Origin of the sequence: Myxococcus vastator (genome assembly GCF_010894475.1) — a bacterium.
Taxonomy (GTDB): domain Bacteria; phylum Myxococcota; class Myxococcia; order Myxococcales; family Myxococcaceae; genus Myxococcus; species Myxococcus vastator.
This window is the reverse complement of the sequence record NZ_JAAIYB010000225.1, coordinates 1-13,104: the sequence shown is the minus strand read 5'-3', so window position 1 is coordinate 13,104 and position 13,104 is coordinate 1. Positions and strand designations below refer to the sequence as shown.

11 protein-coding genes are annotated in these 13,104 nt (G+C 68.8%); all 11 read left to right on the top strand.

Going from position 1 to position 13,104, the window contains the following annotated elements; translation table 11 throughout:
- Positions 1-513 (top strand): HupE/UreJ family protein (locus tag G4D87_RS21735; RefSeq protein WP_163783979.1); only part of this gene is annotated, 513 nt, incomplete at its 5' end.
- A gap of 58 nt (positions 514-571) precedes the next feature.
- Positions 572-1,045 carry a hypothetical protein gene (locus tag G4D87_RS21730; RefSeq protein ID WP_163783978.1) on the top strand — a complete coding sequence of 158 codons (474 nt, stop codon included), beginning with the start codon at positions 572-574 and terminating at the stop codon, positions 1,043-1,045.
- A 66-nt stretch (positions 1,046-1,111) separates the two neighbouring features.
- Positions 1,112-1,882: a hypothetical protein gene (locus tag G4D87_RS40020; protein ID WP_163783977.1), complete on the top strand. Its 771-nt coding sequence runs from the start codon at positions 1,112-1,114 to the stop codon at positions 1,880-1,882.
- 146 nt (positions 1,883-2,028) lie between these two features.
- Entirely contained in the window at positions 2,029-2,703 is a 675-nt protein-coding gene (gene rplC / locus G4D87_RS21720; RefSeq protein WP_163783976.1) for a 50S ribosomal protein L3, read from the top strand.
- 389 nt (positions 2,704-3,092) lie between these two features.
- Positions 3,093-3,914, top strand: a complete 822-nt coding sequence (locus tag G4D87_RS21715; RefSeq protein ID WP_163783975.1) for an outer membrane beta-barrel domain-containing protein — start codon at positions 3,093-3,095, stop codon at positions 3,912-3,914.
- 12 nt (positions 3,915-3,926) lie between these two features.
- The gene (locus tag G4D87_RS21710) at positions 3,927-5,258 is read left to right on the top strand and encodes an outer membrane beta-barrel domain-containing protein (protein WP_163783974.1); all 1,332 of its coding nucleotides are present in this window, start codon (positions 3,927-3,929) and stop codon (positions 5,256-5,258) included.
- A 23-nt stretch (positions 5,259-5,281) separates the two neighbouring features.
- Positions 5,282-6,820: a tol-pal system YbgF family protein gene (locus G4D87_RS21705; RefSeq protein WP_163783973.1), complete on the top strand. Its 1,539-nt coding sequence runs from the start codon at positions 5,282-5,284 to the stop codon at positions 6,818-6,820.
- A gap of 161 nt (positions 6,821-6,981) precedes the next feature.
- The gene (locus G4D87_RS21700; RefSeq protein WP_205507674.1) at positions 6,982-10,617 is read left to right on the top strand and encodes a tetratricopeptide repeat protein; all 3,636 of its coding nucleotides are present in this window, start codon (positions 6,982-6,984) and stop codon (positions 10,615-10,617) included.
- Positions 10,614-12,146: a tetratricopeptide repeat protein gene (locus tag G4D87_RS21695; protein WP_163783971.1), complete on the top strand. Its 1,533-nt coding sequence runs from the start codon at positions 10,614-10,616 to the stop codon at positions 12,144-12,146. Before G4D87_RS21700 ends, G4D87_RS21695 begins: the two co-directional genes overlap by 4 nt.
- A 294-nt stretch (positions 12,147-12,440) precedes the next feature.
- Positions 12,441-12,725, top strand: coding sequence for a hypothetical protein (locus tag G4D87_RS21690; RefSeq protein WP_163783970.1), 285 nt, complete (start codon positions 12,441-12,443; stop codon positions 12,723-12,725).
- A gap of 55 nt (positions 12,726-12,780) precedes the next feature.
- On the top strand, positions 12,781-13,104 hold a 324-nt coding region (locus tag G4D87_RS21685; RefSeq protein WP_163783969.1), incomplete at its 3' end, for an FHA domain-containing protein.

Below are 13,104 nucleotides of genomic sequence, written 5' to 3'. Positions count from 1 at the left end.
ATCTTCGAGGGCGTGGACCACCTGGCCTTCCTGCTGGCCGTGCTGCTGGTGGGGGGCGGCTGGAAGCGGGTGCTGTTGCTGGTGACGTCCTTCACGGTGGCGCACTCGTTGACGCTGGGGGCCGCCGCGCTGGGGTGGGTGGTGTTGGACGGCGCCCGGGCCCGGTGGGTGGAGGCCGCCATCGCCGCGTCCATCATCTATGTGGCGGTGGAGAACCTGGTGCTGCGCGAGCACCGGCACCGGGTGCTCGTCACCTTCCTCTTCGGGCTGATCCACGGCTTCGGCTTCGCGGGCGTGCTGGCCGGCTACGGCCTGGGCGAGTCCGTGGTGACGGCGCTGCTGGGCTTCAACGTCGGCGTGGAGCTGGGTCAGGCGGTGGTGGTGGCGGCGCTGCTGCCCGTCCTCCGCATGGTCCAGCGCCGTCCGGCGTTGCACACGAGGGCCGTGAGGGGACTGTCCATCGGAATCCTCGCGGCTGGTGGGTACTGGATGGTTGAACGCGCCCTCGGTTGAATCCCGCGCGAGGCGTTCCTACGTTGGCGGATTGAAGGTAGGGAACAGGGGGACGTCGATGGGTGCGAGGCATACCCGGTTGGCCGCGGCGCTGGCCGCCGCGTGGGAGGCGGAGGTCGTCTCCGCCCGGCGGATGACGGCGCTGGCGGAGCGAATCGCGGATGCGAGGGTCCGGGCACGGCTGATGGTGTTGGCCGCGTTCTGCCGGGCTCACGCCTCGCGATTGCTCGCACGGCTGGCCGCGCTGGGCCGCGGTCCACTGCCGGTTCCTCCCGAGGACATCGAGCTGGATCCGGATACGTTGCTGGAGCTGCGCCGCGAGGGGGCCTTTGCCCGCGCGTCAGCCGCCCGCTACGAGACGACCGCGGAGCTGGCCCGTCAGCAGGCGGACCTCTCCTCCGCGTGGGTCTGCGAGCTGAACCGCACCGAGGAGCAGGACCGCTCCCGGGAGCTGCTGTCCCTGGCCGAAGGGGCCCTGGGGCCCGTGGTCCACGCCGACGCGCCGGCCAGCGCCGTCCCGGGTGACTCCTGAGGGAATGACACGGGTTTCTCGCTCCGCCGGTGACAGTGGCCGAGCATTGGGCGTAGAAATCCCTTCATGGCGAAGGAGAGCTACAACGATCTCATCTTCCAGCTGGGCGACCTGGCTCGGGACAGGTTGCCGGGCAAGCCCACCTGTCCCCGTTCCATGGACCGCGTCTACCGCGCCGAAGAGGCCGTGGTGGCGCGCCGGGATGAACTGGCGGCGCTCGAGCAGGAGATGAACGACGAGGACGCGGCGTATTCGGACTTTCTCGCCGTGCAGGGCGAGGAGCGGGCGAAGCACGCCGCCATCGTCAAGAAGTGGAAGAAGGCGGTGGACGCCATCGACGGCAAGGTGAAGGACCTGCGCAAGACGCTCGCGTCGCGCAAGGCCGAACAGCGCTACGCCGAGGACGGCCTGCTCAAGCTCGAGAAGAAGATCAGCGACATGGAGCTGATCGGCGAGTCACCCGAGAAGATCGAACTGGCCCGCGGCAACCTCAAGAAGAACCGGCTCCAGCAGATGCGGGTCGGCCGGCAGCTGGAGGATCTGGAATCCAACCTGGCCACCGCCCTCACCCCCGTGCCCGGCCAGCCCGGCGCGGCCGGCATCCTGGCGCACAAGCGCCTGCTGGAGATGGAGGACGAGGAGGAGGAGCGGAAGCTGGACCACGAGCACCGCATGGCGGAGCTCGACCAGGCAATCGCCGCCAAGGAGGAACAGGTCCAGGCCTCGGAGGATTATCTGGATCAAGCCCTGTTCCTCCTGGGCGAAGACGTGTATGCACAGCGCATCAACGATGCGCAGCTCGCACCGTTCTACCCGCGGTTGGATCGCGCGCAGTGAGAGAGGCATCCGCCCGTAGTGCTTGACGGCGGGGACCTGTCTGCTACATTGCGCCGCTTCCTGGCGACCGCGGGGACGCGTGCAGTCCAGGTCATTGAACTTATTGGGTTTTTCCGCGCCACCAGCGCGCTGGCAGTGAGGACGACGTGAAGGGTCTGATTGGCAAGAAGATCGGCATGACCCAGGTGTTCAACGATGAGGGCAACCTCGTCCCGGTCACGGTGATCGACGTGGGCACCTGCCAGGTCGTTGGCAAGCGCACCCCTGAGAAGGACAACTACTCGGCGGTGACGCTGGGCTATGGTGAGATCCGCGAGAAGATTCTCAACCTGGCTGAGCGGGGCTTCTTCAAGAAGGCCAACGCGCCTTACCGCCGCCACCTGAAGGAGTTCCGCGTCACGCCGGAGGAGGCTGCCTCCTTCAACGTGGGCGACGCCGTCAAGGCGGACATGTTCACCAAGGGCGAGCTGGTCGATGTGACCGGCGTCACCAAGGGTCGCGGTTTCGCCGGCGTCATGCGCCGCTGGAACTTCAAGGGCTCGCAGACGAAGACGCACGGTACGCACGAGTACCAGCGTCACCCGGGCGCCATCGGTCAGCGTAAGACGCCGGGCCGCGTGTACCCGAACAAGAAGATGCCCGGTCACTACGGCGTGGATCAGGTCACCACCCAGAACCTGACCGTGGTGGACGTGGACGTGGAGAAGGGCCTGGTGCTCGTGAAGGGTGCCGTCGCCGGCCACAACAACGGCGTCGTCTACATTCGCCCTAGCATCAAGGTGGCCATGCGCGCGCAGCACAAGGCCGCGCGCGGCGCGTAGTTCGCTGCTGAGCGTCTGAGCGCTCGAAACGCCCCGCCTCCGGGCCCGATTCGTCGGGCATCCGGGCGGGGCGTTTGTCTTGCGGGGCAGGGTGGCGCGCGGTTTCCGCGGGTGGGCAGGTGTCTGCCCCGCGTGACGACCCGCCTGCCTGCTTCATCACGTCCCGTGCCACGGCCTGCCCCGGAAACGTTGACCGGTGGGCGTCCGGTGGGGGCGACCGTGAAAAGAATTCCGACTCCTGGCCATCGCGGCTTGTCGGTCGTGGAAGCCGTGCGCACCTCCAGGCACCACGAAGGAGTCTGAAGCGTCAGGTGACGCGGACTCCGTGGCCTCGGGGAGTTCCTTGCGCTCCCGCTCATGGCGGCCCACCCCACGGGCCGGGCAGGATTATGATCGCACGCACGCTCTGCGTCTTTGCTTCGTTGGCCGTCTCGCTGGCGGCACCGGTTGCCGCGGCACAGGATGACGAGAACGTCCTGGACAACGTCGTCGTCCGCAACCGGCTGTACGCGCCGGGCGGCAAGTTGGAGGTGTCCATCGGTGTCGGTCTGCCGCTGCAGACGCACCTGACGGCGCACTACGTCTTCAACGCCGGCGTGGCCTACAACCTCTTCAACACCTTCGCGGTGGAGGCGCGGGCCGGTTACGCGGCCAGCCGTCACACGGGCCTGGCGCGCTCCATCTCCGAGAGCTTCCTCAACCGGGAGGACAAGCGCGTCACCGACGAGCTGGAAGACCTCTGGCAGATGAACCTGCACGGGGTGGCCGGCGTCCGCTGGGCGCCCATCTACGGGAAGCTCAGCCTGCTGTCCGACTTGCCGGCCCACTTCCAGGCCTATGTCTGGGGGGGCGGTGGGCTGGGCTCGTTCAAGCGCAACTCCGTCATCCAGTGCACGCAGGTGGTGAACCGCGACCTGGGCATCTGTGACAACCGGACGTCGGTGGATGATCGCGGCTCGGCCACCCAGGACTTCTGGGTGAATGAGTCGCGAGTCGCCCCGGTGGTGTCCGCGGCGGTGGGCTTCCGCTTCTTCATCCGGGACACGCACGGCGTGCGCCTGGAGCTGCGCGACTGGGTCTTCCGGGACAACTACCGCGTCAACCTGATGCGGGATGCGTGGGAGGCGGGGCAGGCGACGGGTGAGCCCGCGCGCAGCCCTGGCCTCACGCACCTGGTGCAGTTCGACCTTGGCTACACCTTCTCCTTCTAGGTCCACCTGACTATGCGACCGTTCCTGTCCCTCGCGCTCCTTGTCGCCACGGCCCCGCAGGCCGCGCCGCGCGTCCCGGCTCCGGCCTTCGCGCTGGCGCAGGTCCAGCAAGTGCCCGCGCCCGGTGCGGAGACGTCCGTGCCGCCACCGTCCGCGCCGCCGCAGTCGCTTCCGGAGGCTCCTGTCGAGGCCTCGTCCCGGCCCGAGCCGCGGGTGCCCGCCGAGGCCGCCGAAGCGTCCGCGCCGCCCGCAGGTGTCCGCTCCAGCGCGGCCCCTGCGCAGGGCACGGGCGAGGTGCCCGCTGGCGAGCCTCCCCCTGTTGACGACCCCTCGCTGGCGCCCGCCGCCGAGCCCGCGCCCACCGTGGAGACGGACTCCGCGCCCGCGGCGACAGGCGTGGCCGGGCAGGAGGCGCCGCCGGTCCCCGACGACGCGCCGGTGCTGGCCTCCGACGACCTGGCCGCCGATGCGCCGCGCACCACGGATGCGCGGCAGCAGCGGCTGGTGAACGGAGCGCCGCTCTACAACCCCAACGTGTCGGTGCACATCGTCCAGAAGAAGCGCTTCGCGGACGAGGGCCGTCACGAGCTGACGGTGTACCCGGCCACGGTGCAGGTGAACGGGAAGTACACCAATCACGCGGGCACGGCGGCGCACTACACCTACCACCTGCAGGAGAACTTCGCCCTCCAGGTGATGGGCCAGTACAACTGGTACTCGAACGAGAGCGCCTTCAACCTGGAGCTCATCGACAAGGTCCGTGAGCAGGCGCAGGCGGCCTCGTCGCTGCTGCTGGTGTGGGGCGCGCACGCGGGCGTGGAGGTGACGCCGCTCTACGGCAAGTTCGCCTTCCTCAACAACTCGCTGGCGCAGTTCAGCGTGGTGCTCAGTGGCGGCGCGGGCGTCGGCTCCACGCGCCACCTCATCCGCCCCGAGGTGACGAACGAGGTGGAGGGCGAGTCGTTCCGGGTGCCCGCGCGCTTCGGTGACACCGGCACCAAGTTCATGGGCTCGGTGGGGGGCGGCTTCCGGCTCCAGTTCGGCGAGTCGTATGCGCTGCGCGTGGAGGTGCGGGATCTCATCTACACCGCGCGCGTGGACCGGGTGGACGGCTGCAACCTGGCGGACTTCGAGGCGCTGGAGGCGGCGCGCTCCGCCAACCAGGACTTCGCCTCGCTGAACCTGAGCGGCAGCTGCCGCTACGAGAAGTTCGACGGCGTCGACCCGAAGACGCGGAAGAACTACCGCGAGGACATCATCCTGGGCCGCGACCTGGTGGCCGAGCCGTCCTCGGACGTCCTCAACAACGTGAGCTTCTACGCCGGCTTCTCTGTCCTCTTCTGATGTGCAGGAAGGCCCGAACCGCCATGAAACGACTGCTCAGCCTCTTCGTCGCCCTGGCGCCGCTCGCGGTGTCCGCCCAGCCTGACTCGGGTGGCTACAACCGCGCGCTGGCCGCCTTCAACGCCGGTGACATGGACACCGCCGCGCCCCTCTTCTTCGAGCTCGCGGAGCGCGCCTCCGACGCGGAGGTGAAGGGCAAGGCGGAGTACTTCCTCGGACAGGCCCTGGCCCAGAAGGGACTGCCCGTCGCCGCCTTCATCGCCTATGCGGCCATCGTCAACGCCGGGCCCTCGCACCCCTCGTATCTGAAGGCGGTGGAGGGGCTGGTGGACATGCAGCAGCAGCTGGATGAGCACAACCTCATCCCCAGCATCCTCGCCCAGGCCTACACCGACGACGTGCGCGACCGCTGGGTGACGCTGCCCAAGGAGGTGCTCGCGCGCGTCAACTACCTGGTGGGCACGGTGCGCCAGCGCAAGAGCCGCTTCGAGGAAGCGCGCGCGCTGCTGGAGGCGGTGCCCCAGGACAGCCGCGTGTACGCGAAGTCGCGCTACCTGCTCGGCGTGGTGCTGGCGGACCCGCGCTTCCCGGGCCGCCCCGGCGAGTCCTCCGTGTTGGACAAGGACGCGCTGGCCGCCTTCAACGCGGTGCTGGCCGCGAAGGAGGGGCAGTTGGACTTGCGCGCCACGCAGCACCTGGCGCTCATCGCCCTGGGCCGGCTCCACTACCGTCGCGGTGAGTACGCCGACGCCAGCGCCGCCTATGAGCGGGTGCCGCGCTACTCGCGCTACTGGGACCAGGCCCTCTTCGAGAACGGCTTCGCGCGCTTCCAGAACGAGGACTTCGGCGGGGCGCTCGGCAGCCTCCAGGCGCTGCACGCGCCGCAGTTCACCGGGGCCTTCCAGCCCGAGTCGTGGATCCTCAAGGCGACCGTCTATTACTACTCGTGCCTCTACGACGAGGTGAAGACGACGCTGGCGGCCTTCGACGCGCTCTACGGCCCCATGGAGGCCCAGCTGGAGCCCTTCACCGGGGAGGACGTGCCGCTGGTGCAGTCCTTCAACCTGGTGGCGGCGGAGAACCGCCGGCTGCCGCGCCCGGTGTACCTGTGGCTGCGCAACAACGAGCGCATCCGCGAGGTGATGCGGATGCTGGAGCGCGTGGACAACGAGAAGCGTGCGCTGCTGAACGGACGCTGGCGCGGCACGCCGCTGGCGGCGCAGTCCACCGCGTCGCTCGAGGAGATACGCGGGACGCTGCTGCAGGTGGGCGGCACGCTGGCGCAGAGCCGCATCCGTGAGGCAGCGGACAATTTGCGGACCTTCTCCGACCAGGCGGAAATCATCCGCGTGCAGACGGCATTGGATGAGAAGGACCTGCTGCAGGCCGGCGTGGACCAGAAGGCGCTGCTGAAGGGGCAGTCGCTGTATCGCCCGAAGATGCCGGGCGCGGCCTGGAACTACTGGAAGTTCCAGGGCGAGTTCTGGATCGACGAGATTGGCTACTACCAATACACGCTGAAGCGTGGCTGTCCGGCCAAGACGGCTGAACAGCAGCCGTAGGCTCCCCCGCGCCGCTGTCGCGCCTGCACCTGCCTTGAGGGGCCGGCTCCACGCGACACCGCCACTTCTCAATCCAGAAGTGCGCATCTACTTTCCGTCGTCCCTCGTCAGTGGGTGCTGGATTGCCCGCATGCCGGGTCGGCTTCACGGCAGGAGCTCGCATGAAGGTGGTTCTTCGTTTCGGTGCGCTGGCGGTGGGCGCGGTGCTCATCACTGGCGGGGTGGGAGAGGCGGCGGAAACGCAGGCCCGCAAGGGGGGGAAGAAGCCCGCCGCGGCGTCCGCGTCGAAGACCTCCGGTGTGTCCAGCAAGGCGGCGGGGAAGAAGAAGGCCGCGAAGGCCCAGGCCGACCGCAAGGCCGCGCAGAAGGCGCCGCCGCCAGGGGTCGCGCCGGAGGACGTGCGGCAGGGGCCCGCGCGGGTCCGGCCCGCGGCGGCGAAGTTCGCGGAGCTGCCTCGCATCCCGGACGCCAGGCGGGACGCGCTGGCGGACAAGAAGCGCGACGAGGCCATCGCCGCCTTCAAGCGCCTCATCCCCAAGTTGCGGGACGGCAATCCTCAGAAGGCGGAGCTGCTCTACCGCCTGTCGGAGCTCTACTGGGAGAAGTCCAAGTACCTCTACGAACTGGAGATGACGCGCTTCCTCGCGGCGGAGAAGGACTACGACGCGGCCGTGGCGCGCGGTGAGAAGGTGGAGGCGCCCAAGCAGGACCACGCGGGCAGCGAGCGCTACCGCACGGAGACGATGGGCATCTACGAGGACATCCTCCGCGCGTACCCGGACTATCCGCAGCGCGACGAGGTCCTCTTCTCCATGGGGTACAACTACTACGAGCTGGGACGCCGCGAGGACGCGGTGGTCCGCTACGAGGAGTTGATTCGCGACTTCCCCACGTCGCAGTTCGTGCCGGACGCGTACATCCAGCTCGGCAACCACTACTTCGAGAACAACAAGCTCATCCCCGCCAAGCAGAACTACGAGAAGGCGCGGGACTCGGGCGTGCCGAAGATCTACGCCTACGCCGTCTACAAGCTGTCCTGGTGTGACTACAACACCGGCGACTACGAGCCGGGCCTGAAGAAGCTCCACGAGGTGGTGGACTACGCCTCGAAGAGCCCCGAGCTGGGTGACCTGCGCACCGAGGCGCTCAACGACTTGACCGTCTTCTACGTCCAGCTGGACCAGCCGAAGCAGGCCATCTCCTACTTCAAGGAGAAGGCGCCGGCGCAGCGCGTGGGCCGCCTGCTGGCCAAGACGGCCGCGGGCCTGGTGGACGCGGGCCACTTCGACAGCGCCATCCTCACGTACCGCACGCTCGTGGACGACGAGCCCATGGGGGCCAACGCGCCGGAGTACCAGCAGGCCATCGTCCGCGCCCATGAGGGGCTCCGCCAGCGCCAGCAGGTCCGCAAGGAGATGAAGCGGATGGTGGACCTCTACAGCCCCGGTGGCCAGTGGTGGCAGGCCAACGAGGACAAGACGACCGTCCTGCGCAACGCCTTCAACGTCACCGAGGAGGCCATGCGCGTCATGGTCACCGAGTACCACCAGGAGGCGCAGAAGACGCGCCAGGTGGAGACCTACCGGCTGGCGCGTGACATCTACAAGCAGTACGTGGACGCGTTCGCCTCCAACGCGAACCCGGACTTCGTGGCGGACTCCGCCTTCAACCTCCGCTTCTTCTACGCCGAAATCCTCTGGGCCCTGGAGGAGTGGGAGGCGGCCGCGGCCGAGTACGACGCCGTGGTGGCGTTCAAGATTCCGGACCGCGACACCGCGCGCGAGGTGTCCAACGAGACGTACCGCAAGAGCGCCTCGTACAACGCCATCCTCGCCTACGACAAGCTGGTGAAGATTGAGCGCGGCCAGCTCGCCCAGAGCGACCTGCGCGACGGCCAGAAGGTCGACGAGAAGAAGGACAAGGGCGACGTCGCCAAGCAGAAGATCGTCAAGCGCGACGCGAAGGACCGTCAGGAAGAGGCGCTCACGAAGTTCGAGGACCGGCTGGTCGCCGCGTGCGACGTCTACGTGAAGCTGTATCCGAACACGCAGGACGAAATCGACCTGCGCTACCAGGCCGCCGTCATCCTCTATGACCGCAGCCACTTCGTGGACGCGGCCCGGCGCTTCGGTGAAATCATCGAGAAGTTCCCCGAGGAGCGCCGCTCGCGCGACGCGGCCGACCTCACCATGTACGTGCTGGAGAGCCGCGAGGAGTGGCTCGAGCTGAACACGCTGTCGAAGAAGTTCCTGGAGAACAAGAAGCTGGCCAAACCGGGAACGGACTTCGCCGTGCGCGTCAGCCACGTCGTCGAAGGCAGCCAGTACAAGTGGGTGGACGAGATCGTCTACAAGAAGGAGCAGAACCCGAAGAAGGCCGCCGAGGAGTTCCTCCGCTTCGTGTCCGAGTTCCCCAAGTCGGAGAACGCGGACCGCGCGCTCACCTACGTGATGATCATCGCGCAGGAGGCGGGCGAAATCGACAAGGGCCTGGCCGCGGGCGAGCGCTTCCTCAAGGAGTACCCGCGAAGCCCCTTCGAGCTGAAGGCGCGTTACTCGCTGGCGGGCCTCTACGAGAAGGTCGCCGAGTACCGGAAGGCCGCCGTCATGGCGGAGTCCTTCGTGGCCAGCTACGACGCCGCGCTGAAGGCGGACGGCGCCAACGGCAAGGGCAAGGGCAAGGTGACGAAGAAGGCCGCCAGGGCGCAGGCCGCGCCGGGGGCCGAGGACGCGGAGTCCAAGCGCGAGCGGAAGGCCGCCGAGCGCAAGGCGCTGCTGGACGAGGCCGGCGGCTGGGTGGCGGACGCGCAGTTCAACGCGGGCGTCTGGTGGGAAGGCGCGGGTGAGCCGCAGAAGGCCGTGGCCGCCTACAACACATACGTCTCCCGCTTCAGAGACCGCAAGGACGTGCCGCAGGTGGCCTTCGCGGCGGCGCTCGCGTGGGAGAAGGAGAAGAAGTGGAGCGAGGCGGCCCGGGCCTTCGGCGCCTTCGCGGAGACGTACGGCCGTGACTCGCGCTCCACCTCCGCGCAGGTGTACCAGGCGCGCTACCACGAGCTGCTGGCGTACGAGCAGCTGAAGAACGCGCGCGAGCAGGAGCGCGTGCAGGGCGAGCTGGTGCGGGCATGGAACCGGCTGCCGGAGAGCGCGCGCAAGGACACGGCGGTGCTCAATGCCTATGGCCACGCGCGCTTCCTGTCGCTGGAGCCGGCGTGGAAGCGCTACACGGGCATCCGCTTCTCGCGGGTGAGCACCATCCGCCGGGACCTGGCGGCGAAGCAGAAGGAGATTGTGCGGCTGGAGAAGGAGTACCTCGCCGTCCTGTCCACCGGCTCCGGTGACTGGGGCATCGCGGCGCTCACGCGCATCGGCCTGGCCTACGCCGACTTCGCGCGCAACATCATGGACTCGCCGGACCCGTCGGGGCTCGACGAGGAGCAGCTCGCCATGTACCGCGGCGAGCTGGAGAACCTGGCGCTGCCGCTGGAGGACAAGGCCTCCGAGGCCTTGGAGAAGGCGCTGGAGAAGGCCTATGAGCTGGGGGTCTACAGCCCGTGGACCCTGGCCGCGCAGGACCAGGTGAACCGCCTGCGTCCAGGCGCCTACGCGCAGGTGCGGCAGGTGAACTACCGCGGCAGTGACACGCTCGTCCGCTCGGACCTGGTGCGCGTGCTGGAAGGCGCCACCGCGACGACGCCAGCCCCGGCCTCCACGCCGGAGGACCCGCCGGATTCGTCGATGCCCTTGAACGACGAGGCGCAGGCACCCACGGCGGCGCGCGGGGAGGTGCTGCGATGAAGCCGTTTCGCATGGATTCCTTTCAGGTTGGGGCGGGGAAGACGCAGATGAACTGGTTCCGTTCGCTCCTCGTCGGCTCGCTGGCCTTCACGGCGGCGTGCGCGTCGGGGCCTCAGAAGAAGCAGACCGCCGTGCCGGAGGTGACGCCGCCCGCGGCGCGGCGGCCCGCGCCGAAGCCGGCGCCGCCGCCCACGCAGAAGCCAGGCAGCGCGGAGTCCGCCTTCGCGGCGGCGCTCCAGTCCTATGAAGCGGGGGACCTGGACGGCGCGCGCGAGGGCTTCGAGGCGGTGGTGGACGTGCTGCCGCAGAGCCTCAACGCGCAGTTCAACCTGGGCGTCATCGCCGAGCGTCAGGGCCGTCCGGATGACGCGCGCGTGGCCTACGAGAAGGTCCTCCTGCTGGACCCGGCGCACGTGCCCGCGGTGGTCAACCTGGGCGTCATGTACCGGGAGCAGGGGCGGCTGGACGAAGCCATCGCCTTGTTCGAGCGGGCGCTGAAGACGCCTGGACGCGAGTACGACGCGTCGCTGCTCAACAGCCTGTCCATCACCTATCGCGTCGCCGGAAAGCTGGACGCGTCCGAGGCCGCCGCGCGCCGCGTGCTGGTGCGCAACAAGGACAACCCGGGGGCGTACAAGAACCTGGCGCACGTGGCCTACGCGCGGGAGAAGTACCGGCTGGCGGAGTTGCTGGCTGGCAACGCGCGCAAGCACTCGGAGAAGGACCCGGCGCTCTACAACCTGCTGGGCATGGTCTACCTGAAGCTGGACGACCGGGCCCGCGCGCTGGTGCAGTTCCAGAAGGCCATCGCCCTGGATGCGAAGTTCACCCCGGGCTACCTCAACCTGGGCGCCCTGGCGTTGAGCTACCGCGACTACCTGGGCGCCGAGCGCTCCTTCGGCAAGGCCGCGGAGCTGGAGCCGGGCTCCCCGGACGCGACGCTGTACCTGGCCTGGGCGCTGGACGGACAGAAGGGGCGCGATCCGAAGAAGGGGCTGGCCGCGGGGGAGGCGTTCGAGAAGGTGCTGGCCACCCGCGCGGACCTCCCGGAGGCCGTGTGCGGCGCGGGCTGGGCGTATGCGTCGGACCGCGCGGGCTGGCAGAAGGCCATCACGTTCCTCGACCGCTGCAAGGGGCTGGAGACGACGTCCGACAATGACAAGCAGATGATTACCGCCAAGGTCCAGGGCCTGGAGAACATGCTCAAGGCCTCGGCGCCCGAGCCCGCCCCCGCCACCGCGGAGGGCGAAGGCGCGCCGGCGGATGAGGCCATCGGCGGCGGTGGCGCGCAGCAGCCCGCGCAGGGCGCTGCCGGCGCGGAGGCCGCGGAGCCTGGACAGGGCGAAGCGGTGGCGCCGGAAGGCGATGCCACGGGCGGCGCGGGCGCACCGCCTGGGCAGGGCACGGAGGCGATGCCCGCGGACGACGCGACGGGCGGCGCGGGCACCCAGCCCGAGGAGGACGCCATGGGGGGCCCCGGCTCCGAGCCCACTCCGGCGGGTGAGCAACGCGCGCCCGCGGGCGACTAGCGCGGCTGTCCCTGAAAGCGAGACGCAGGACCCCGCGGCGTCGCCACTCACCGAAGTGGCGACGCCGTCTTCGCGACAGGGGCCGGTGCGAGCCAGCTGGCGCTCGCCAACCCCGTGGTCGGAGTGGGGTTGGGCAGGCATCCAGGGCATCACCCCAGCGGGCAGGCTGGAGTTCTGGCGAAGAGGGACGGAACTTTTTTCCTCTCTCCAGGCTGCGACATCCGGCGGAGGAGGCGAGCGCCCCTGGATTCAAGGACTTGAGGTTGGATCGCGCTGTGCATTGGGAGGTGGAGCATGAAGCGACTCGTATCAGCGGTGGTGGTGCTGGGGCTGTGGGCGGCACCCTCGGTGGCGATGGCGCAGGAGTCGAGAGACACGGTGAAGGTCATCCAGGAGGAGGACCGCACCGTGTTCCGGAAGAAGACGGTCATCGACTTCACGGATGTCGCGGTGGAAGGCGAGCTCACGAAGCCCGAGGGCTCGTACCTGCTCCACCGGAAGAAGACGGACTTCCAGAGCCTCATCCAGGTCCGGGACAACTTCGATCCAGAGTTACAGAAGTCAGTCGACAACCTCTAGCGGCAGCGGGCGGCGGCAGTCGTTCTCAGGGCGGAAGGGAAGAGGGAAAATCCTCATGGCGGCGGCGAAGAACAACGGCTTGACGCTTCGGATCACCGGGCCGGATGGCTCCACGGCGGAAGCCGTGTCGGAGGCCGAGAGCGTCATTGTGGGGTCGGGCGCTCAGGCAGCAGTGAAGATTCAGGACCCGCGGGTCTCGAATCTCCATGTGATGCTGAAGGTGGACAAGGATGGCTCGGTGACGGCCATCGACCTGGGCAGTGAGGGCGGCACGGAGGTGCGGGGACAGCGGCTCGTCCTGCCCACGGCGCTCAACCCCGGGGATGTGTTGAGGGTGGGCGGCAGCCGGGTGGAGGTGCTCTTCGGAGCGACCCAGCCC

Bases quoted from the DNA above. Each gene is read 5' to 3' on its own strand.
- G4D87_RS21730 (WP_163783978.1), top strand. From the start codon at position 572: ATGGGTGCGAGGCATACCCGGTTGGCCGCGGCGCTGGCCGCCGCGTGG.
- G4D87_RS40020 (WP_163783977.1), top strand. From the start codon at position 1,112: ATGGCGAAGGAGAGCTACAACGATCTCATCTTCCAGCTGGGCGACCTG.
- G4D87_RS21715 (WP_163783975.1), top strand. From the start codon at position 3,093: ATGATCGCACGCACGCTCTGCGTCTTTGCTTCGTTGGCCGTCTCGCTG.
- G4D87_RS21710 (WP_163783974.1), top strand. From the start codon at position 3,927: ATGCGACCGTTCCTGTCCCTCGCGCTCCTTGTCGCCACGGCCCCGCAG.
- G4D87_RS21705 (WP_163783973.1), top strand. From the start codon at position 5,282: ATGAAACGACTGCTCAGCCTCTTCGTCGCCCTGGCGCCGCTCGCGGTG.
- G4D87_RS21700 (WP_205507674.1), top strand. From the start codon at position 6,982: ATGAAGGTGGTTCTTCGTTTCGGTGCGCTGGCGGTGGGCGCGGTGCTC.
- G4D87_RS21695 (WP_163783971.1), top strand. From the start codon at position 10,614: ATGAAGCCGTTTCGCATGGATTCCTTTCAGGTTGGGGCGGGGAAGACG.
- G4D87_RS21690 (WP_163783970.1), top strand. From the start codon at position 12,441: ATGAAGCGACTCGTATCAGCGGTGGTGGTGCTGGGGCTGTGGGCGGCA.